The organism is Bacillus cereus group sp. MYBK227-1 (assembly GCF_051916325.1).
Taxonomy (GTDB): domain Bacteria; phylum Bacillota; class Bacilli; order Bacillales; family Bacillaceae_G; genus Bacillus_A; species Bacillus_A cereus.
Map to the genome: position 1 here is coordinate 322,952 of NZ_JBQAGK010000004.1, position 20,712 is coordinate 343,663.

A 20,712-nucleotide genomic window follows, 5' to 3' on the forward strand; every position below is an offset into this window, starting at 1 on the left:
ATTTCTATTATCGGTTTTTTAGCTAAAAATATCTACCTCATGATTAACAAAAAGCTGCTTACCTATACGCTATAAATGAACTGCCCCCAATTGTTAAACAAAACCTAGCAATTGGGGGCAGTTCATAGTTAGCATTTGACTCTTCTAGTGATTTTCTCAAGTAAAGCATCCTTTGGTTGAATAAGATTTATTTATTCATTCCCATTAATCGCTTAATTGTTCTTATTTGTCCACGATGATTAATTTCATCTTCCATATGTTTACGAAATGAAAGCAGAAAAGAATCCCAATGGTATTCCATCAAAAAGGAACTCCAATGGGATTCTTTTATTTTCTAATTTGTAATAGCGTATATTTTTACAGTGAATTTGCTAGTGGCACCAATTGGACTTACGATATAATATTTAGTATTTGTGTAAACCTCAGTCCTATTGAGCAATCTCTCATCAAAATGGAGTTATCTTTTTTATAATTATAGGAATGCTTGTAAGAAGGTGTATTCTTTCCTTCAACCTCACACTGTACAAATCTAATACAGACAACCCTATAGCTTATCGAAAACGGAAGAAGCAGCAGTACTTACGATGTAGTTTTTACTTTTTCCATAAATTCTTTATTTAATTTCAAACCTTTTAGATACGAAGACATAAACGTACTACCTGTTTCTCCTTTTGTTAATTTAGGATCAGAAAACAGTGCATCTAGTGCTGCGTCAAACTCTTTATTTGCTTCTTTAAACTTTTCCGCTGCCTCATCTAACTCTTTAGGCGGAACTATAGCTATTATGTTTGTTAGATGCCCTCTAGCCTTGTTCACAAGGTCCATGACAGCAAGATGATCTACTTCACCATCAACTGTAGGAACTTGCGCGTCTTTAAAGCACTCAAGAAATTTTTTTATTTCTTTTTGATATACTTTAATGTATTCTTCTCTTGATACTCTACGTAAATCACGATTTTTCTTATAAAGTTTTTCGCGAGCATCAACTCCTAACTTTTCAAGAAATAACTTGTCATATTTATCGTATACTTCTTTGTCTTTATCACTATAGTCATCAAATATAGATGATGTACGACTAAGTTTTTTTTTCGCCTTTTCAAGGTTTTCAATCTCTAGATCTAATTTTTTAACGTATTCTTTGTGTGCGTCTTTCCATTCAGAAGGGGCGGATAGTTTCTTAGAATCTTCTAAAAGAGAGATGCGTTTGTCAATGTTCTCTTTTCTTTCAGCAACCGATAGGGATTTGTCATTCCCTTTTTCTATCCCTCCGCTAACATCAACCTCTTCTTTTGATACAGCATCCAAGTACTCCTCTGCCGTTAATGTTGAACATGCAGACAAGAGTAGCATTGGAAATAGAAGTGTTGCTATAACTTTACGTAACTTCATATATTTCTCCTTTCGAATATACACATTAAATACTATTCTAACATACAAGTGTTCGATTGCGCACAAAAAAGGTGCTACAAATAGATAACATAAAAGGCTGAGTGCAGTCTATATACTTTGTTATAATTATTTATTTTTGTAATATTCAATATTTTATCGATATTTACAACTAACTTTACCATTGCAATTATTGCTCGAATAATTCCGGCTATTTTTCAGCTGCTTTTACAATGGCTGCTAACTCAGTTAGCAAAGAAAAAGCGCCAAAAGCTGTTTCAAAAGTTTTTATTGGAGTATCTGCGGGTAAGGAGGGAAAGTGAACTTACCTCATAGATTAGCGATGGCACCTATGACACATTGTTATTTTTATAAGATTGAATAGATTTATTGAACTATAAATCATCTGCCGCCTTACTGTAATTAAAAGAATGGTGAATTGTCATGAGTTGTCTTCGCTGAAATAACCAAATGGAATATATGACATAAAACTTTAACGCCTTCTTTTAATTCTTTTTCACTCATATAAGAATAACTTAATCTCAAATGATGATTTTCTAATTCTTCCGGATAATAAGCTGAACTGGACAAAAATGTGACTTTTTTCTTTTGTTCTTCTATAAGAATAGAATTTGTATAGTCCAAAGAGAAAGAGAACCATTTTATAATTTTGATAAAGCTAAAAAAGGTTTATAAAGTGGCGTGTTTTAAAACTAAATAAGTTATTATATAAGCCTCTTTCTGTCTTGCCCCTATAAAATAGACATCCCCCAATAACCCACGAAAATAAACATTTTTTGAAAAATTTATAAAAAGAAAAATCGACAAAAATCTCTAAGAAAAGGCTCTATACTGGGTTTTTATAAAATCCTAATATAAAAACTTAAATAAAATAAATACCCATAATTATTCCTAGTATTGTTTTATTAGGAAAAATTTAACTTAATTTTCTGAACAAATTTTATCTACAAATACAATTTTTTTATTAATCAGAAAATTTTATTTTTATGCTAATATTGGTTGTGCAGCTCTGTTACAAACATTTGGAATACAAAATTATCTATAAAAGGGGGAATGTGAAATGGAAAAGGAATATATTCATGAAGAAATGCTAGAGCTTGAAGATCTTGAATTAGATGAAGAGGATTTACTAATTCGTGCAGGCAAGACATTAGGTTAAGTTTTAAAATAAGGAGGTTACATATGCAGTTTAACTGTATATGTAACTTTTTTTAAGGTAGGGTATACAGTATGAAAGAAAATAAGATTATTTTATTATATGAAAGATTTATTGAATTAGACTATGAAGAAGAGTTAGATAAAGTACCAAAATTAAAGCACAGAGGGGTACTTTTGAATTTTTGGAAAAAATGGTATGAAATTAGTGAAAAACAATTTGAATTTATAATTTGGAAGTCCATTAATACTGTAGATACTTTAGATGATCTAGTCAAAATAACTGGGACTTTAAGTTTGGCTTTAAGATTATTAAAAGTATTAAAAGAAAGAAATTTAGTTGAAATTATAGAAAATAAAATAAGGTTTTCACAAGATTTAACAAGTAGTATTTTATATGAAACAACCGCTTTTCCTAATACAGTATATACGAATAAAATAAACAAAAAAAATTATGCTCAATTTAAAGCTACTTGGGATAGTTCACTGAGGAGAGCTGAAATAATAAATCAAGAGTTATCATCTAATAAAAATATCTTTTTTTGCGGAGACGATGATTATACAAGTTTGGCCCTTGAACAATATAAAAACAGAGAAATAAGTGTAGGAGATATTGACGGAGAATTAATTGAATATTTGGAAAATGAAAGCGATCATATTAATTTTTATAATTTTGATGTTAGAAATGAAGTTATAGAAGATTTAAGGAATAAGTATGATGCAATACATTGTGACCCTATAGATGATGGTAGAGGGTTAGATTTGTGGTTAAATAGAGCTAATGAATTATTAAAAGGTCAAAAGGGTGATTTAATTTTTTTAAATATAAGTGTTAAAAGATTAGGTAATAGGGCGGTTTATTTACAGAATTTTTTGACATCTTTAGGGTTTTATTTAAAAGAAATTATTCACGATTTAAGTTCTTATAAAGTAGCTGAAGAGCCTTACATTGATGAAGAATTAATAAAAAAAGACTTAGATGGCATTGGTTTTTCTAAAGATACATTCCATAATTTGTATATCCAAACGGACATGTTGGTTTTTGTACGATTAATAGATAAACCAATCCTCTTTCCGCAAGAATATTATGAGATTAGAAGAAAAATATAAAATAACTGCGAGGTAAAATAATGTATGTTTTAGGAGTCAATGGATGGGACTTTGATGTTCATGATGCAAGTGCGTGTTTATTTTATAATGGTAAATTAATTGCTGCAGCTGAAGAAGAAAGGTTTATTCGTCAAAAAAAGGCATTAGACAAAATTCCATATAATTCAATAGCTTATTGTTTAAAGGAAGCTAAAATTACTCCAAATGAAGTAGATCATATTGTTATGGGATGGAATGTAGAACAATTATATTTTGAAAAGTATTCAAAGAAGCTTAACAAAGAAGAATGTCTTGAAAAGATTTTTCCGAAGGGAATTTTTAAGAGGGATAAAGATCCTCAAATCCATATGTGTTCTCATCATTTGGCACATGCTTCTGGTGCGTTCTTTAGTTCGGGATTCAATGAAGCTACCATAATAGTTATTGATGGAAGTGGAGAAGATGAGTCAATAACTATAGCAAAAGGAAAAGGTAATACAATAGAAGTACTAGAAAAATACCCATTGGAACATTCTTTAGGTATTTTTTATGAAGCATTAACTGTATTCTCAGGTTTAGGGAGGCATAATGAAGGGAAGTTAATGGGCCTATCTTCATATGGGGAAGAAATATTTGAATTTCCTGAAATACTGGAAAATCCTTTGAAACCAAATAAAAATCCAGTTAGTATGAATGGTAAATATTTTTCAGTATTAAAAGATTGGATAAAAGTTATTAATAGTATAACAAAGACAGCTCCTAATTATATTAGTTATGAATATAATCCAATAGATTCAATACTATTAATGAATTCATCAGTAATGGAATATAAAAATATTGCAGCCTCAGGTCAGGCAGCCTTGGAAAGAGCAATTGTTAAGCTTGTAAAAAAAGCTGTTAATCTAACTGGAATAGATAATTTGTGTCTTTCGGGAGGAGTAGCATTAAATTGTATAGCGAATAGAATTATAGCTGATTTACCAGAAGTGAATAATTTGTACATTCAACCAGGCGCTTCAGATAGTGGGGTAAGTATTGGAGCAGCTACATGGTTTCTTGCCGAAAATGGTATAGCGCCTATGTTCACTGAAAATCATGTATATTCTGGTCCGGAATTTCCTGATTCTAGTATCTTAAATATATTAAAAAAATATAATTTATCATATATAGAATTAGGTTCTAATAAATATGATAAATGCTCCGAGATATTAATTCAAAATAAGATAATAGGAAGATTTTCTGGAAAGATGGAATTTGGTCCTAGAGCTTTAGGAAATAGAAGCATAATAGCTAACCCACAGAATAGGGATATGTTAAATAAAGTAAATACTATTAAGAAAAGAGAGCAATGGAGACCATTGGCTCCCAGCATCATAGATGAAAATGCTTCTGTAGTATTAGAAGAAAAAATAAATAACCCTTATATGCTGTTAAATTCTACTGTTAAAAAAGAGGTACATCATTTAGTTCCAGCGATAGTTCATGTTGATGGGTCAACAAGGGCTCAAGTAGTTACAAGGGGTATGAATTCTGATTATTATGAAATAATCTATAACTTTTACCAGAAAACGGGGATTCCAGCAGTTATGAATACATCGTTTAATGTAGGAAAAGAACCAATTATATGTAACCCAAGTGATGCCATTAGGTCATTTTATGGATCAGAGATGGATGCCCTTTTATTAGGTTCATTTTTAATTCTTAAATAAAGGAGGAGAGATTTTGAGAAATAGAAATTATTCTAATCTACAGGATGAAAGGGTAAAGGAGTCGGTACTTAATAAAAAAGGTTATCCTAACTACCCAGAATATATACTATTAGATTTAATAAAAGAGGAAACAGTTTTTAAACGAGGAGCTTGCTCAAAGTATATTCATCACGAAGAGTTCAATACATGGCAGGAATATTTTTGTGGGGAATATTACGAAAAGCCTCAAGGGAAAAGAATTGCTTTTTTACAAGTTTGTTCTTGGGCTAAACCATATGATTTTTCATATATTGGTAAAAAAATTAGAGAAGTTACAAATAAATACCCAATGGTACATCCAATTATTCTATCAAATGCGGGAATTATACCATATGAATACCAAATGAATCCTACTTTTTGTGCGTACGATTGGATGGATGACATTGAGGATCCAGTAATTTATGAAGAAGTAATGAAAGAATATAGGGATAAATTGATACAAAGAATTAGGAGCTACTTAGAATCAAATTCATACGATGTAGTAGTACAATATGGTGTACCGGTAAAAAAATATTCAATGGCTCCTGTAATTAAAGATATTTGTATGGATCTAGGAATTACTTTTATTTTAACCCCAGATATAGAAACATATAGAAATAATAAAGATAAATTAGTCGAGTTAAAGGATTCAGGGGAATTTTATTGTTTAGATGAAGTTTTGAGTAATATGGATAATTGTTTAAATAAGGTGAGTAGATATGTTGAATCTATCAATTGTAATACCAGCTTATAATGATGTTAGGTTGGGAAAGTGTTTAAAAAGTATTGATGAAAATGTAGAGGTTGTCGTTGTCTTAAATGGTGCAACAGAAGAAGTAAAAAAAATCGCTTATTCTAGCAATGCAGTAATTGGGGAATTACCTACACCTAATTTAGCAAAAGCTTATAATTATGGAATTGAAATTTCTAGTAAAGATAATGTGTTAATTATGGATTCAGATTGTGTTTTTATGCCAGGTACCATCAATAAATTATTCAAATTATTAGATGCAGGACCTTTGGCTAAAGGAAGGGTGATGTTTTCTTTTAACAGCAAAATTGGAAAAATAATTGCACGTGCAAGACATATTCATACTTGCAAAAAAAATGCATATTCACCTCCATTGGCATTTAATAAAGAAATCTTAGCGAAGGTAAATGGATATTATTTTGATGAGAATTTATCTTGGACAGAGGATTATGATTTTGATATTAGAGTTAAATCTGCAAATCTTAAGATTTTATATGATGATAAAGCAAGAATTATTCATCCAGAGTTAAGCATTAAACAAGATTTGAAAAGTTCATTTAATTATGGTGTAGGTCATGCACGTGGGGTTTTACACAAAAAAGATGGTTATTATGAACCTAAAAATAAAACGAAATCCATTATTAACTCATATAAGTATATCCAAAAAAAATACGGTTATTTAACTGCTTTCTATCTCATATTTTGGCAGCTTGCCTTTTATAGGGGATATAAAAAAGAAATGCATTAAGGAGGAAAACAATGCAGCAACAATACGATGAAATTTCTGAATTGTACGACATTATCATCCCAGAACCTGATGGTATTTTTGATTTTTACAGTGATTTGGTAAAACCAAATGATGAAGTTTTAGATTTGGGGTGCGGTACTGGTAGATTGTCTTTTATTCTTGCTGAAAAAGGCGCGAATGTAACTAGTGTTGATATATCAGCAGGAATGATTGAAAAAGCCAGTAAGAAGTTAGAGGAGATGCCAAATATTAAGGATAAAATAGAATTTAAGGTTTCTTCTGCTATAGATTTTAAGTCTGAAAGAAAATTTGATTTTATATTTATGTCTGGTGGTGTATTTGAATATTTACTTACATCGTCACAACAAAAATTAGCTCTTAGGAACATTAAATTACTATTAAAAGAAGGCGGGATTTTTGTTTTCGATATTATTACACCTCCAACTATTCTTCCTTATTCTAAGAGAGTGAGTGATGGAGGAAATAGTCCTATTAAAGGAGAGAATTTTAAAAAATATAAAATTAAATCATGGGATGTTGTAAAAGCAGATCATTATAAGCAGATAGTTGAAACCACTTGTTATTTTGAGGTTTATGACATAGCAGATAATTTTTTAAGTGAAAAAAATTTTAGATTTCTTGCAAAATATACTTTACCATCCGAAATGCAGTATCTCTTAGAGATAGAAGGATTCAATATAAAAAATTTTTATGGTGATTACAATAAAAATCCTTTTGGAAGGAATAGTGAATTTATGGTGTACGAGTGTAGGCCGCAAGGGGGAAATTTTAATGATATACAATTTAAATAGTCGCTCTGAAAAAAGTATATTTTTCTAGTGGAAATAAAATGTATCCAGTTAATTTAAATAATAGGTAAATAATTTACCTGTTCAATAAAGGTGATGCTGAGTGAAGGATATTGTAAAAAAACATTTAGTTATAGCGCCACACCATGATGATGAAGTCATTGGCTGTGGTGGAACAATTGCTCAAGCTATTAGTAAGGGTGAACATGTAAAAGTAATAATAATTACAAAAGGAGATTTATCTGGGGGAGAAGGGGATTTAAATGAAATTATTTCAAATAGAGAGAACGAGTGTATAAATGCTTGTAATACATTAGGGGTAGAAAAAGAAAATGTTAAATTTTTAAAGAAACCAGACAGATCACTTGTGTATTCTTTAGATTTTGTAGAAGAACTTATTCATGAAATCTCAAAATATAAGCCTAATTTTATTTATTTCCCCCATGATATGGAAAGTGATAGGGATCATCGAATAGTAAATGAAGTTGTATCAGAAGCAATATTTCTGTGTCAATCAGGGTTCTTAAAAGAGAATTGTGCTCCGATGTGTTTACAGTATGAAGTATGGACTCCCATGAAAAACTATCAGGTTATAAAAGATATTACCAGGTTTATTGAACTGAAAAAAGCATCAATTAAAAAATATGAATCCCAACTTAAAACATTAAATTTGGTTGATGGAGTTTTGGGGCTAAATTCTTATAGAGGTATGCAGGCAGGAGTGCAATTTGCAGAAGTTTTTAGAGTGGTAAGTAAGTAGTAAAAAGGAGAGAGAAGATGAATATCATTGAAATTGAAAATGTATCAAAAACTTTTGAAAGAGTAAAAATTGAAGAAGGATTAATAAACTCTTTCAAAAGTTTATTTAAAAGAGAAAAAGTCAAGGTTACTGCTTTAAGTGATGTGTCATTTAAAGTAAAAGAAGGTAAAATAATAGGGCTTATTGGCGCGAATGGTGCTGGTAAGTCTACCTTAATGAAAGCCATGGTTGGGTTAATTAAACCTACTTCCGGGACAATCTTGGTAAATGGATTTACCCCCCATGATAAGAAGAAAGATTTTTTAAAGTCTATTGGTGTTGTTTTAGGACAAAAAAATCAGTTATGGTGGGATCTTTCCCCTTACGAAACATTTTTATTACATAAAGAAATATATGAACTGTCTGATACAGAGTTTAAAAAGAATGTAGATGAATTAGCTAAAAATCTTGGGGTATTAGAAATTCTTAAATCGCCAGTAAGAAATCTATCGTTAGGAGAGAGAATGAAATGTGAGTTAATCGCATCAATCTTACACTCACCTAAGATATTATTTTTAGATGAACCGACTATTGGATTGGATTTTCTCGCCCAAAAGAATATTAGGAATTTCCTCAAAAATTATTGCAAAGAAAGAAATACAACAGTTGTAATAACCAGTCATTATTTCCCGGATATATATGAGTTATGTGAAGAATTAATAATATTGAAGAATGGAGAAGTTGTTTTTAATAACAATTTCAAAAAAATAAAAGAAGAAATTAAGAGTTATAAATATATATATCTTAGCTTTGAAAATGAAATAGATTCTCAAGATCTTAAGAAATATGGAGAAGTTAAAGAGTCGGATACATTTAGTGTAACAATAAAAGTGCAAGAAAAGTTAGTGAACGAGACCATATCTAGCATATTAAAAGAATTCAATGTTATTGACTACAATTTGACTGAAATGTCATCACAAGACCTCATTGAAGATATTTATTCAATGGAATCGACTGGAGTGAAAATAACAGTATGAAGAAGTATTTAAAACCAATGATGCTTTCATTTCAAGCGGTTTTTCAGTATCGCATGAATGTTGTATTATATATGATTTTTGGTTTAATACCGCTTGTGGCTTTAATACTATTGTGGCATTCCCTCTTTGAAACACAAAGCAATATTCATGGTTATACTCTTGAAATGATGATTACTTATGTAATAATTGCTAAGTTAATTGAACTTTTGCTAATTCCTGAAATGCACTGGTCGATAAATGATGAAATACAATCCGGTGAATTATCAAAATATCTTATAAAACCATTTTCATATTTTGGATATTGGTTTAGTCATAATTTAGGTAACAAAATTATTCATTTAGTGATGTCAGTAATACCAATAATACCGATAATATTCCTGAACAGGGATTATTTCCTTTTGCCAACCTTAAAATATACTTTCTTGTTCATTCTTTCAATAGTAGGAGCATTAATACTATATTATATGATTTATTATTTGATATCACTCTTCTCATTTTACTTTGTAGAGATATCATCCTTTTTCTTTACTGTAGATATAGTATTAGAATTATTATCTGGATCGCTTATTCCACTTGAATTTTTACCAGCTCCGTTAAATACAATAACTCAGTTTTTACCTTTTTCATACTTAATTCACTTTCCGGTAAATGTATATTTAGGAAATTTAAGTAGCGCTGAAATTGTAAATGGATTAATTTCACAAGTGATATGGTCTTTAGTTTTCTATGTCCTTATTAGAGTACTTTGGAAGAAGGGGTTAAATAAATATGAATCTGTTGGTGCATAAATATGATTAGATATTTAAAAATGTTAAAAGCAATTCTTAAAATTAATTTAAGTAATATTATGATGTATAGAGTTAACTTTTTTTTAAATATAGTAGATAGCGTTGTTTGGTTCATTGTTACATTAGTATTCTTTAATAGTATATTTGATAGTTTTGGTAATATTAATGGTTGGAATACAAATGATATTTATTTGTTAATTGGAACAAGTGAGTTGATAAAATCTTTGATGTTTACTCTTTTTATTAATAATCTACCGTATATACCGAGTTTAGTGAACCAAGGAAGTTTAGATCAGATATTGTTTAAACCTATTAATAGTCAATTTCTAGTTTCATTAAGAAAGCTTGATTTAGGGAATTTAGGGAACTGTTTACCAGCCATATTGTTAATTAGTTATGCATTATTACAAAAGGGAGAGAGTGTTAGTATTGTAAATGGATTTTCTTTCTTGGGTCTATTGTTTTTAGGGATTATACTCTCGTATTCTATGTGGTTTATTTTAATGACTTTATCTATATGGTTAACCAAAGTTGAAGGTATGCATGAGTTATTTCTTGGTACTATGACATTACTTAGATACCCATCTTCCTTATATAAAGGAATAAGTCGATTTGTCTTTTTATTTATTTTTCCTATTGTTATTGTTAGTAATATTCCAACTTATGCTTTAATTAATCGATTAGAACTAAACGATGTATTCATGTTAATAGGTTATTCTATTGGATTTTTTATTATTTCAATTTATTTTTGGAAGTTTGCCTTAAGATATTATAACAGTGCTAGTAGTTAAGGGGAGAATAAAATGTACTCTAATGATAAAGCAATAGTTGTTTTTAGTGGTGGACAAGATAGTACAACATGTTTATTTTGGGCAATGCAACAGTTTGCGGAGGTGGAAGCTGTAACATTTAACTACAATCAACGTCATAAGTTAGAAATTGATTGTGCAGCGGAAATTGCGAACGAGCTTGGCATTAAACATACAGTGATAGATATGAGCCTACTAAATCAGCTAGCTCCAAGTGCGTTAACAAGAATAGATATGGAGATTACACACGAAGAAGGTGAATTACCATCGACATTTGTAGATGGGCGGAATTTACTCTTCTTATCATTTGCTGCTGTATTAGCAAAACAAGTTGGAGCTCGTCATATTGTAACGGGTGTATGTGAAACTGATTTTAGTGGTTATCCAGATTGCCGTGACGTGTTTGTGAAATCGTTAAATGTTACATTAAATTTATCTATGGATTATCCATTTGTCATTCATACACCACTTATGTGGATTGATAAAGCAGACACATGGAAATTATCTGATGAACTTGGCGCATTCGAGTTTATTAGAGAAAAAACATTAACATGTTATAACGGAATCATAGGTGATGGTTGCGGTGAATGTCCAGCATGTCAACTTCGTAAAGCAGGGTTAGATACGTATCTACAAGAATGTAAAGGGGGGAATAAATAATGGAAAACTTTTTCGGGTTTCGCATTGTAGAAGATTTGCAAAAAATGGACAAGGATATTCAGCTTGAGCAATTAAAATACCATAATAAAAGAGTAATGGTCAGCAAGGAATTTACATTTGATGCAGCACACCATTTGCACTGTTATGAAGGAAAATGCAAAAATTTACATGGTCATACATATAAAGTTGTATTTGGGATTAGTGGATATGTAAATGATATTGGAATTGCAATTGACTTTGGAGATATAAAAGAAATTTGGAAAAATGAAATCGAAATTTATTTAGATCATCGCTATTTAAATGAGACATTACCAGTGATGAATACGACTGCGGAAAATATGGTTGTCTGGATTTATGAAAAGATGGCGGAAGCATTAACAAAAGGGTATCGAGCAGAAGAATATAAAGGAGCTCGTGTCGAATTCGTACGTCTTTTTGAAACACCAACGAGTTATGCAGAAGTAAGACGGGAGTGGATACTTGATGAGTAAGATTCCTGTGTTGGAGATATTTGGCCCAACCATTCAAGGAGAAGGAATGGTTATCGGACAAAAAACGATGTTCATTCGCACAGCAGGTTGTGACTATAGCTGCTCTTGGTGCGATTCAGCCTTTACATGGGATGGCTCAGCAAAACAACAAGTTAGACAAATGGCGCCAGAAGAAATTTGGAATGAACTTGTTGAAATTGGCGGAGAAAATTTTTCTCACGTTACAATTTCAGGTGGGAATCCTGTTTTGCTGAAAAATATTCAGTTTCTTCTTACTGTATTAAAAGAGAATGGAATCCGTACAGCGATTGAGACGCAAGGGAGTAAGTGGCAAGAATGGTTACTTCAAATTGAAGAAGTGACAATTTCGCCTAAACCACCAAGTTCAAAGATGAAAACAGATTTTATAATGCTAGATTCTATTATTCGTAAATTAGAAAGAAAAGATTTTAGTTTAAAAGTAGTTGTATTTGAAGATTACGATTTTGAATATGCAGTAAAGGTACACAAGCGATATCCGCATGTACCATTTTTTTTACAAGTTGGTAACGATGATACGAAAACGATGGATGATGCAGCGCTTATTAAAAACTTATTACAGAAATATGAACGGTTGATTGAAAAAACTGTACAGTGTAAAGAAATGAATGATGCAAAAGTATTACCTCAACTTCACGCGTTAGTATGGGGAAATAAACGAGGCGTATAAATAGGAGCATATAATGAATAAATTAATAAGGTGGAGATAATATATGAGCTTAAAAACAATACAAAGTGTAGAAATAGATACTGACAAAATTGAAGTAGCAGTAAAAATGATTCTTGAAGCAATTGGAGAAGATATTAATAGGGAAGGTATTTTGGAAACCCCAAAGCGAGTAGCAAAAATGTATAAGGAAGTTTTTCAAGGTTTAGGTCAAAACCCTTCTGAACACTTGTTAAAAATATTTAATGAAAATCATGAAGAATTGGTATTAGTTAAAGAAATTCCGTTCTATTCTATGTGTGAACATCATTTAGTACCTTTTTTTGGAAGCGCTCATATAGGTTATATTCCTAATAATGGAAAAGTAACTGGATTAAGCAAGTTAGCTAGAGCTTTAGAAACTATATGCAAAAGACCACAATTGCAGGAAAGAATAACCAATGAATTAGCTAATGTAATTTTTGAAACTTTAGAGCCAAAAGGAGTAATTGTAGTAATTGAAGCTGAGCATATGTGTATGACAATGAGAGGTGTGAAAAAACCTGGTTCAATGACTATAACTTCGTCTTATAAAGGAATATTTAAAGATAATAGTACACTTCGAAGTGAAACTTTAAATTTGATAGAGAGATAGAATTATATCGTTATTATTTTAAAAAAGAACATACAGAACTCGTGTTAAATACAAATTTGTATTCTATTCATGAGCAAACGTATAGAAGAAAGTAGACGTTCATTATCGTAGTACGTCTAATCGAAATGCATTGCTGAAGACTTTGGCAGTGCTTTTTCTAAATCAACTTTTTGATATTTTTCATTCTGCTTACAATATCACTTTATATTTTTTGAGTATATATCCTAAACATAATTGATATATGATAGGGTGAGAGTATGATTTCATCATATTTAGTAAGATCCCCTGAGAAATTCATTAAAGATGTAATTGAAGCACTAGCTAGAAAATAAATAAGGGCTAATCAACAATAGGAAGATAATAGTAAAGCTACTATTTTTCTAATAATTATAAGTTTGCACGAAATACCAATTTTACGAACAATAAGATGTATAAATAAAAATCTAATACAGTATTTAGGGATTTCGAGCTTGTTGGCATGAGTCTCCGTATATTGTTATGTGTCTATATAATTCATATTTTATATAGAAATTATTAAATACTAAGTTATTCATTGCAAAATTTTATAGTAAATTACATTTAAATTTATAAAAGTTTTTCTTATGTTGATCTATTTAACTCCTTATAATCATGATTAAATTCACCAATTCATATTAGATAACGAATTTTAAACTGTTTTCATATATTGATTTTTTGTATGAATTTATATATAAAAATTGTTTTATTTTACATACATTTATATGTAGTTTTTGCACTGAATTTTATGGTCTTATACAAATTTATCACATAGTTAGCTATAATTTTCATTTGACTAACTACACTATACCATTCAGTTTTGAACATATTTTAGTATTTCATAATTTAATTATGTAAATAAGTTTGTGTAAAAATTGAATTTAATGCGAACTTGTGTTCGCTTCTGTTTTCTGTTATATTATATATGAGGTGATTTTTATGGACTATAGCAAGCAACGTCAAAAATCCGTACATCGTAAAAAATTATACGAAAATCTAAATGAAATGCCCTTTTACATAGAAGAATTTGTGGAGTACAAAGAATTGCATGATGCCTCTCCCTCTACCCTACTGAATTATGTATATGATTTTAGAGTCTTCTTTAATTGGCTATTATCTGAACAGGTTATTGAATTAAAACCTATTAAAGACATATCCTTCGCTGATTTGGAGAATTTAAAGAAAAAAGATGTTGAAAACTTTATGAGATTTCTAAAACTACAACAGAACATGCAGAATTCTTCTGTTAACAGGAAAATTTCAGCCTTAAAATCTTTATTTAAATACCTTACCTCCCTATCAGAGAACGAAGATGGAGAATGTTATTTTTATAGAAATGTAATGGCTAAAATCGAAATACATAAAGATAAAGAAACATTAAATGCCCGTGCAAAACGTATGAGATCTAAAATATTTCATAATAATGATGATCAAGAGTTTTTAAATTACGTTAAGTATGAGCACGAAAAATCTTTAACAAAACATCAGTTGTTCTATTTCCTAAGAGATAAAGATCGCGACGTGGCAATCCTCTCTCTTTTTCTTGGCAGTGGCATTCGTGTAAGTGAATTGGCGGATCTTCGTATGGAAGATATAAACTTAAAAGAAAGACTCATTGATGTAATCCGAAAAGGAAACAAAGAAGATTCTGTATGGATTACCCCAATTGCATTAAATGATCTTGAAAAATATATGGAAATTCGAGATAACAAATATGCTCCAGGGAAAGAATTAAAAAATGTGTTTCTATCAAAATATAAACATACTGCACAGCCTCTTTCAGTTAGGGCTATCCAAGATATCGTAGAAAAATATACTAAGGCTTATGGAAAAAGAATGTCTCCTCATAAATTAAGACATACATTGGCAAATAAATTATATATGGAAGAGAAAGACTCATTACAAGTCATGCAGCAACTTGGACATACGAGTCAAGATACAGCGTTATTATACACTCAACTTGGGGAAACAACTATTAAAGATAGTTTAGGCAGAATAGGAAAGAATAAGGAATAAAAGTTCAGCAATTTTGCATTGTTGAACTTTTATTCCTTTACATATTACATTGGTTTAAACGCTATTTTTTTCGTTTTAAATTTGATTTTATTATGTAAAAAATACACAATTTAAATCCTTCTATAATTTGTATATAAAGACTCTCTCTTGATGAATATAAATGAAAATTTTAGATTCCTACAATTGTTGGTTACATTAAACTCGAATTTAATGTAAAATTGATTTTGATCATTATTTTTTTTACATCCTTTATGTAGGCTTACCCTCTCTATTCTAGATATATAAGTTTCCTCTCACATATAACAGTCACAAAAGAAGTTAGCTAAATAAGGCCAACCTTCTTATTTATATAGTAACTTAGGAGTAAATCTTTGCAAATAACAATTAAAGCTCCTAAGAATTATTTACTTATTAAACACTATACATATGAATATCTATATATTTATCATTATAATATTTAACACCTCATAAAATTAATACATTAAATACTATGTCTATACTTTTACGTAAGAATTCTCAACTCTATCGCTATAAAGATTACTCATTAAAATATCTTAAGTAACTACAAATGACAGACTAAAATTCTGTAAATTCTTTATACGAAATAACTTTTGTAGGTACTCCAAGAAAATGATACGCTGCTTTACATTTTTGTGAAAATCTATTATCCTCGGTAACCAAAAAGTCTGCTTGTGTTCCATAAATAGCATGTGTAACATCATGCATTCTTGAAGAATAAGCTCCCTCTTTTTCTGGATAAAAACCTAGCATCTCAAGAGCATCAAATAAATTCGATATTTTTTCTTGTATTAAATGAAACTCCTTATTAATATTTAACCATTCAGCTAACTTATCACCCTCAAAAAAAGATAAATTAAAAAAACCTAAATTCCTCTTTAGAAATTCGTTTATTCTCTGATCATTAAAAAGATTCTCTGGAGCGATGTTATTTATTTCAACAGTAGTGATGCCATGCTCTTCTCTTATATCTTTAAAATGTGGTTTCTGTAATAAAAACATTTGACTAATTTCATTTGCAATCTCTGTCCAAGAATAATGTCGTATGACGCGATTGTAACATTGCTGTGGATGCTCTTCCATAAGTTGAATACCAGCATAATCTGTTGGAATTAAAATTTTATTACTATAAAGATTACTCATTTGTGATATATAAGTTTTTATTCGGTTTTTATCTCCCTTAATATTTGCTACTTCTTCCAAAAAGGCTGGGCTATATACATATATAAATTCATCTTGTTTCTTTTCAATTTCGTGCTTTACTTCTTTCAAGTTTATATAATTAACAAAAACATTATAGTCAAAGTACACTCTTTTTTTTATATTTTCATTCATTATTAAGCCCTCCTATACTGATTCAAAAATATATCTTTATATTATTTTATTATAAAAAAGGTAAATTACATATTATAAAATTTCATTATTAGCCACTCGCTTTTACTTAGATTATGTTCAGGAATATATTAAGGTTCGTTCTAGTAAATATAACTACCCTCAAGATGAAGATTTACTTTTCGCATCAAATTATAAAGAAAAGGCTTAAAAATATTTATATAGGGCTCACTAATATCTTAAGAAGCATCTATAATATAAAATAAAAAATTAATTGAGTAATTAGTAAAAGCATTTTACGTAATACGAAACGTATGTTATAATATCCACTTCATCCTTAATTAACTAGGGTTTTCATGTGTTTTTTCATTAACCCTATTCTGCACTAACAAGTTGACTTACATTAAAGGGATTCATTATCAGTATGTATTTTTTATTACCCAAGCTCAAATTTACCTTATAAGGGCTACTTAAATTAAACATGTATATCTCTGGTTCAAAGTCATGTTTAAATTTATAACGACGAGCTGCATTTTCAATGACTATATACACATACTCAGCAAAACTATCTAGCTCCATACAATCATTCCATACTTCTTTCCACTTTGTTTTATCGATAACTACTTTATTTTCAAAATCAAGAGATAGAGTACTATATCTCATTAAACTGCCACTTCCTTCTAATATCTTATCTGATTATATAAGACTAATTTATTAGCATTACTAATAAATTGATTCTTAAATTACAGCAAAACCATCTAATAACGATATTTCAAATCTAAATTTTCATAACTATCATAATATGTTCTATCGAAAGCATAATCTTTTTTCGATCCCTTTTTGATTATGTATCCAGTTTCTATAAATGGATTTCTCATATTCTGGCAATGAGCACTACGATGCCCGTCTCCTTTTTCATGAAGATGCCATGTTGCACAATATGGGCACCAAACTACAAGATTCCCATTTTCATCTCTTTCATAAGCTAATAATACAGGCAATGATCTTTCACTTTTATTTAATCTCATAGGTATCCTCCAAATAAATTATATCAATAAATTAAAATATATTAAAATAAAGGTTTTTGAAACATAAGTTCTCGTTCAATTACATTAATTCTTTTTATAATAATTTAAGTTGAATAAAACCATCATCTTTATCTTTTAAGTTTTCTTTATGCTCCTTTTTCTTGCTTTTTTGCTTATTTACAGCTTCAATTTCTTTTTCTTCATGTCTAAGCTTTCTTGACACAAACCATTTTGGTAATCCAGAAGTGAATGTAGGAAAGTATTTTCTTTCGTAGGCAGTACGTTCTTTTTTGGGTATACCTACGTATTCCTCCCAAAACCGATTTCTAAAATCATCGATTTCATTTCCTGTTAAATGGGGTATCTCATCATAATCTTTGTTTAAAAGCTCTTGTTTTCTATATAATTGCTCTTTCTGTAATTGAATGCGTTTTCGTTCTTCTTCCTCTTTCTTTATTTTTTCTTGATCGATACGTAGCTCTTCTTGCTCCCTTTGTATTTTTTCTTTTTTTTGCACTTTATCTAACTTTTGTCCATACTTATCCAAAAGCCTTTTATAAAACATTTTTTCTGAAGTATTATTGGTTACCTGCTCATAATGTTGCTGTAATTCTTCTACAAATTCAATTAAATTTCTACCCTCAATCCATTTTTTATATCTATTTTGTTCCTCAGTAAAATACATTTCATAATCATTCTTGTCACTTAAGAAACTTGTTGGAAATCCCTTAAATAAAGTTTTTACGACTATATACCACTTATGGCACTCTTCTTTTAAATAATTCAACCAAGAATACCAGTTACCAATTGAAGATAAATGAAATTGAACCTTTTCTGTCTCCAAGCGTTCTATTAGAATGCTAAATTCCTTTTTATATTGATTATATAAGTCGCTCATATAATCCTTTGCCATTTGTTCAGCCAATGTTTCCTCTTTCCCTCTGCGCTCCTCAGCTTTTTCTTGTTCTATCTCTAGTAATTTGTTAGTATAAGCTATTTTTATTTCTTCTCTTGCTTTTCTCGCTAATTCTATACTATTTAATGCTTCCTCTATCTGTCGGGCTTTATCAAACTCAATAGCAGCATCTACTAAATTCGTAGGATCAGAATCACTTCTATGAATTTGACCTTTAAATTCTTCATTTAATTGAGTATTCTTTTTCAGCCTCGTATCATTTTCACTATGTGGCGCTCGCAATAATTCCGTTTCTAATAATACTGGTACAATGTCAGACTCTGCTATTCGGTTCACCAGAAATATATCATCTTGTTTTGAATGATCTCGGTTCTCTAACAATGCATCTACCCTTAGCTTAGAACTTTCAGGAGTTCTTCGAATTAAAAATACATGCCCATTATGATCAACAGTTACAATAACATGATATACATCCATCAAATAGTTAAATGCTTTATTATTTTCCCCTGTTACAAAGAAATATCCCTCTTTTAGTGGAGAAATATATGTATACTCATAAGAATTTGTTTCTGGATTAAAACTACTAATTCTTGTACCACTATAACTATCCGTGTATATTTTTTCACCATTTATTTCTTTTTCCTTAGGTGGAAAGAAACTATCTAGTATTAACACCCATGCGGTTGGTACATTTTCTTCAGAATATATATATTTGTTCTCTTCGCAATATTACTAGTCCGAATATTAGACGCCTGTACTTCGATTGCCAACTTTAGCTCTTCTTTTCCAGCAATTGTTTGCAACACTGCTACATCCGCTCGTGAAATGTCTTTATGCCTTTTCTCTTCTTTTACGATGTAACCAGCTTTACTAAATAATTCATATAAATATTTCTTAGTTCTTGCATGTGCCAGTGATTCAAAGGAAAAACAGTGTTCTTTATCTAAATGAAAAAAATATGGATTTTTATTAACTATCTTAGATCCTTTATTAAACGACATGATATCTTTGCATATAGGACATTTCGCTTGATATAACGATTTTCTACCTCTTATATACTTAGCTTCCTTATCATTGTCTATAACCATAGAATCTAGCTCTATATATCTTTTCTTTTGAAAAACGATCAAATTACCACTAGGAAATATTTTCTCCCAACCATCAAAATAATCGATATAAGAATACTGCATTTAATATACACCCTTTCAAAAAGGAATATTATTATCATTCGTTGAATTCATTATAATACTATTGGAGCATTAAAATTTATGAATATATACATTTAATTATTAATAGAAATTCTATGATTACTTATTTTTATCTTCTGGTTTTTATTGATAAATGGTTCAAAATTAACTATAAAGCAACTCACATTTGCTATGATAATAATTAAATAGGTAAAGGATATTTTTATAAGAGGCGGAATTTATCATGTGTGTTGTAGTAAAAAGGGGGAGTTTATTTGTACAGAAACTTGTTGAATTTTTCATTATATTGTATTCTAAGTCTTTTTATATATTTAACAACTTATTTTATCACTATAAAACCTGCTATTATTAATGCTACATCCATAAATTATAATAGGATGCAATTTGTTTGGCTGTTACTTCTACTCATTTTAATTTCAATGATATATGGATTAATAATAAGAAAATTAATTCGTCATAATTCTAGATATTCTCATTCAATCAAAAATGAAAATATTTTATTTACATTTAGTCATATTTTCACTGCTCTTATTCTCTTTTTTATTATGTCTATTTAGGCTTTTAAACGAGTAACAAGTAAAGATATAGCTTATTTTATTTTTACAATTGATTTCGGAAAAAGCTAGTCT

General features: G+C 29.7%; 22 protein-coding genes and 1 pseudogene. 16 read left to right on the top strand and 7 right to left on the bottom strand.

Features of this window, described 5'->3' with window-relative positions:
* Positions 1 to 579: 579 nt before the first annotated feature.
* Positions 580 to 1,389: a hypothetical protein gene (locus ACTFRM_RS20610; RefSeq protein ID WP_000776712.1), complete on the bottom strand. Its 810-nt coding sequence runs from the start codon at positions 1,387 to 1,389 to the stop codon at positions 580 to 582.
* Between the two features lie 126 nt (positions 1,390 to 1,515).
* On the opposite strand from ACTFRM_RS20610, the pseudogene ACTFRM_RS20615 reads away from it, so the two are divergent.
* A pseudogene (locus tag ACTFRM_RS20615) lies at positions 1,516 to 1,694 on the top strand (MFS transporter); the annotation flags it as partial.
* 115 nt (positions 1,695 to 1,809) lie between these two features.
* Here the strand turns inward: ACTFRM_RS20615 and ACTFRM_RS20620 are convergent.
* The gene (locus tag ACTFRM_RS20620; protein WP_254918875.1) at positions 1,810 to 1,977 is read right to left on the bottom strand and encodes a hypothetical protein; all 168 of its coding nucleotides are present in this window, start codon (positions 1,975 to 1,977) and stop codon (positions 1,810 to 1,812) included.
* 660 nt (positions 1,978 to 2,637) lie between these two features.
* On the opposite strand from ACTFRM_RS20620, the gene ACTFRM_RS20625 reads away from it, so the two are divergent.
* The 14 genes from ACTFRM_RS20625 (at position 2,638) to xerS (ending at position 15,581) form a co-directional block, all read left to right on the top strand.
* Positions 2,638 to 3,672: a bis-aminopropyl spermidine synthase family protein gene (locus ACTFRM_RS20625; RefSeq protein WP_440043540.1), complete on the top strand. Its 1,035-nt coding sequence runs from the start codon at positions 2,638 to 2,640 to the stop codon at positions 3,670 to 3,672.
* A 20-nt stretch (positions 3,673 to 3,692) separates the two neighbouring features.
* Complete coding sequence (locus tag ACTFRM_RS20630; RefSeq protein ID WP_440043541.1) at positions 3,693 to 5,360, top strand: carbamoyltransferase family protein; 1,668 nt, start codon at positions 3,693 to 3,695, stop codon at positions 5,358 to 5,360.
* A gap of 13 nt (positions 5,361 to 5,373) precedes the next feature.
* Positions 5,374 to 6,132, top strand: a complete 759-nt coding sequence (locus ACTFRM_RS20635; protein ID WP_088322304.1) for a DUF5591 domain-containing protein — start codon at positions 5,374 to 5,376, stop codon at positions 6,130 to 6,132.
* Complete coding sequence (locus tag ACTFRM_RS20640) at positions 6,098 to 6,877, top strand: glycosyltransferase family 2 protein (protein WP_000933536.1); 780 nt, start codon at positions 6,098 to 6,100, stop codon at positions 6,875 to 6,877. The genes ACTFRM_RS20635 and ACTFRM_RS20640 overlap by 35 nt, the downstream gene beginning before the upstream one ends.
* A gap of 11 nt (positions 6,878 to 6,888) precedes the next feature.
* Positions 6,889 to 7,689, top strand: a complete 801-nt coding sequence (locus tag ACTFRM_RS20645; RefSeq protein ID WP_001187389.1) for a class I SAM-dependent methyltransferase — start codon at positions 6,889 to 6,891, stop codon at positions 7,687 to 7,689.
* 100 nt (positions 7,690 to 7,789) lie between these two features.
* The gene (locus ACTFRM_RS20650; RefSeq protein WP_000652098.1) at positions 7,790 to 8,446 is read left to right on the top strand and encodes a PIG-L deacetylase family protein; all 657 of its coding nucleotides are present in this window, start codon (positions 7,790 to 7,792) and stop codon (positions 8,444 to 8,446) included.
* 17 nt (positions 8,447 to 8,463) lie between these two features.
* Positions 8,464 to 9,462 carry an ABC transporter ATP-binding protein gene (locus ACTFRM_RS20655; RefSeq protein ID WP_001021170.1) on the top strand — a complete coding sequence of 333 codons (999 nt, stop codon included), beginning with the start codon at positions 8,464 to 8,466 and terminating at the stop codon, positions 9,460 to 9,462.
* The gene (locus tag ACTFRM_RS20660; protein ID WP_000760368.1) at positions 9,459 to 10,250 is read left to right on the top strand and encodes an ABC transporter permease; all 792 of its coding nucleotides are present in this window, start codon (positions 9,459 to 9,461) and stop codon (positions 10,248 to 10,250) included. Before ACTFRM_RS20655 ends, ACTFRM_RS20660 begins: the two co-directional genes overlap by 4 nt.
* Positions 10,251 to 10,252: 2 nt before the next feature.
* A complete protein-coding gene (locus ACTFRM_RS20665) occupies positions 10,253 to 11,041 on the top strand; it encodes an ABC transporter permease (protein WP_000621954.1) in 789 nt (262 codons plus the stop codon).
* Positions 11,042 to 11,053: 12 nt separating this feature from the next.
* Positions 11,054 to 11,719, top strand: a complete 666-nt coding sequence (queC, locus tag ACTFRM_RS20670; protein ID WP_000287173.1) for a 7-cyano-7-deazaguanine synthase QueC — start codon at positions 11,054 to 11,056, stop codon at positions 11,717 to 11,719.
* On the top strand, positions 11,719 to 12,210 hold the full coding sequence (gene queD, locus ACTFRM_RS20675) for a 6-carboxytetrahydropterin synthase QueD (RefSeq protein WP_000426939.1): 492 nt from the start codon (positions 11,719 to 11,721) through the stop codon (positions 12,208 to 12,210). Before queC ends, queD begins: the two co-directional genes overlap by 1 nt.
* The gene (queE, locus tag ACTFRM_RS20680; protein ID WP_000036270.1) at positions 12,203 to 12,919 is read left to right on the top strand and encodes a 7-carboxy-7-deazaguanine synthase QueE; all 717 of its coding nucleotides are present in this window, start codon (positions 12,203 to 12,205) and stop codon (positions 12,917 to 12,919) included. Before queD ends, queE begins: the two co-directional genes overlap by 8 nt.
* Positions 12,920 to 12,962: 43 nt before the next feature.
* A complete protein-coding gene (gene folE / locus ACTFRM_RS20685) occupies positions 12,963 to 13,550 on the top strand; it encodes a GTP cyclohydrolase I FolE (protein WP_000054144.1) in 588 nt (195 codons plus the stop codon).
* Positions 13,551 to 14,504: 954 nt separating this feature from the next.
* A complete protein-coding gene (gene xerS, locus ACTFRM_RS20690; protein WP_000386619.1) occupies positions 14,505 to 15,581 on the top strand; it encodes a tyrosine recombinase XerS in 1,077 nt (358 codons plus the stop codon).
* Between the two features lie 576 nt (positions 15,582 to 16,157).
* Here xerS and ACTFRM_RS20695 read toward each other — a convergent pair.
* The 5 genes from ACTFRM_RS20695 to ACTFRM_RS20715 all read right to left on the bottom strand — a co-directional run bounded on the left by ACTFRM_RS20695 (position 16,158) and on the right by ACTFRM_RS20715 (position 20,065).
* The gene (locus tag ACTFRM_RS20695; protein WP_426866319.1) at positions 16,158 to 16,934 is read right to left on the bottom strand and encodes a hypothetical protein; all 777 of its coding nucleotides are present in this window, start codon (positions 16,932 to 16,934) and stop codon (positions 16,158 to 16,160) included.
* Between the two features lie 372 nt (positions 16,935 to 17,306).
* A complete protein-coding gene (locus tag ACTFRM_RS20700; protein WP_426866321.1) occupies positions 17,307 to 17,594 on the bottom strand; it encodes a hypothetical protein in 288 nt (95 codons plus the stop codon).
* 95 nt (positions 17,595 to 17,689) lie between these two features.
* A complete protein-coding gene (locus ACTFRM_RS20705; RefSeq protein ID WP_426866323.1) occupies positions 17,690 to 17,959 on the bottom strand; it encodes a hypothetical protein in 270 nt (89 codons plus the stop codon).
* Between the two features lie 94 nt (positions 17,960 to 18,053).
* On the bottom strand, positions 18,054 to 19,550 hold the full coding sequence (locus ACTFRM_RS20710; protein ID WP_440043543.1) for a hypothetical protein: 1,497 nt from the start codon (positions 19,548 to 19,550) through the stop codon (positions 18,054 to 18,056).
* Positions 19,544 to 20,065, bottom strand: coding sequence for a competence protein CoiA family protein (locus tag ACTFRM_RS20715; RefSeq protein WP_440043544.1), 522 nt, complete (start codon positions 20,063 to 20,065; stop codon positions 19,544 to 19,546). The genes ACTFRM_RS20710 and ACTFRM_RS20715 overlap by 7 nt, the downstream gene beginning before the upstream one ends.
* 272 nt (positions 20,066 to 20,337) lie before the next feature.
* Here ACTFRM_RS20715 and ACTFRM_RS20720 point away from each other — a divergent pair, with 272 nt between their 5' ends.
* A complete protein-coding gene (locus tag ACTFRM_RS20720; protein WP_426866326.1) occupies positions 20,338 to 20,640 on the top strand; it encodes a hypothetical protein in 303 nt (100 codons plus the stop codon).
* Positions 20,641 to 20,712: the final 72 nt, after the last annotated feature.

Excerpts from the sequence above, each read along its gene's own strand:
- ACTFRM_RS20705 (WP_426866323.1), bottom strand. The coding sequence starts at position 17,959 with ATGAGATTAAATAAAAGTGAAAGATCATTGCCTGTATTATTAGCTTAT.
- ACTFRM_RS20630 (WP_440043541.1), top strand. The coding sequence starts at position 3,693 with ATGTATGTTTTAGGAGTCAATGGATGGGACTTTGATGTTCATGATGCA.
- ACTFRM_RS20655 (WP_001021170.1), top strand. The coding sequence starts at position 8,464 with ATGAATATCATTGAAATTGAAAATGTATCAAAAACTTTTGAAAGAGTA.
- ACTFRM_RS20665 (WP_000621954.1), top strand. The coding sequence starts at position 10,253 with ATGATTAGATATTTAAAAATGTTAAAAGCAATTCTTAAAATTAATTTA.
- xerS (WP_000386619.1), top strand. The coding sequence starts at position 14,505 with ATGGACTATAGCAAGCAACGTCAAAAATCCGTACATCGTAAAAAATTA.
- ACTFRM_RS20610 (WP_000776712.1), bottom strand. The coding sequence starts at position 1,389 with ATGAAGTTACGTAAAGTTATAGCAACACTTCTATTTCCAATGCTACTC.
- ACTFRM_RS20645 (WP_001187389.1), top strand. The coding sequence starts at position 6,889 with ATGCAGCAACAATACGATGAAATTTCTGAATTGTACGACATTATCATC.
- queD (WP_000426939.1), top strand. The coding sequence starts at position 11,719 with ATGGAAAACTTTTTCGGGTTTCGCATTGTAGAAGATTTGCAAAAAATG.
- ACTFRM_RS20660 (WP_000760368.1), top strand. The coding sequence starts at position 9,459 with ATGAAGAAGTATTTAAAACCAATGATGCTTTCATTTCAAGCGGTTTTT.
- ACTFRM_RS20715 (WP_440043544.1), bottom strand. The coding sequence starts at position 20,065 with ATGCAGTATTCTTATATCGATTATTTTGATGGTTGGGAGAAAATATTT.
- folE (WP_000054144.1), top strand. The coding sequence starts at position 12,963 with ATGAGCTTAAAAACAATACAAAGTGTAGAAATAGATACTGACAAAATT.
- queE (WP_000036270.1), top strand. The coding sequence starts at position 12,203 with ATGAGTAAGATTCCTGTGTTGGAGATATTTGGCCCAACCATTCAAGGA.
- ACTFRM_RS20625 (WP_440043540.1), top strand. The coding sequence starts at position 2,638 with ATGAAAGAAAATAAGATTATTTTATTATATGAAAGATTTATTGAATTA.
- queC (WP_000287173.1), top strand. The coding sequence starts at position 11,054 with ATGTACTCTAATGATAAAGCAATAGTTGTTTTTAGTGGTGGACAAGAT.
- ACTFRM_RS20640 (WP_000933536.1), top strand. The coding sequence starts at position 6,098 with ATGTTGAATCTATCAATTGTAATACCAGCTTATAATGATGTTAGGTTG.
- ACTFRM_RS20700 (WP_426866321.1), bottom strand. The coding sequence starts at position 17,594 with ATGAGATATAGTACTCTATCTCTTGATTTTGAAAATAAAGTAGTTATC.
- ACTFRM_RS20695 (WP_426866319.1), bottom strand. The coding sequence starts at position 16,934 with ATGAATGAAAATATAAAAAAAAGAGTGTACTTTGACTATAATGTTTTT.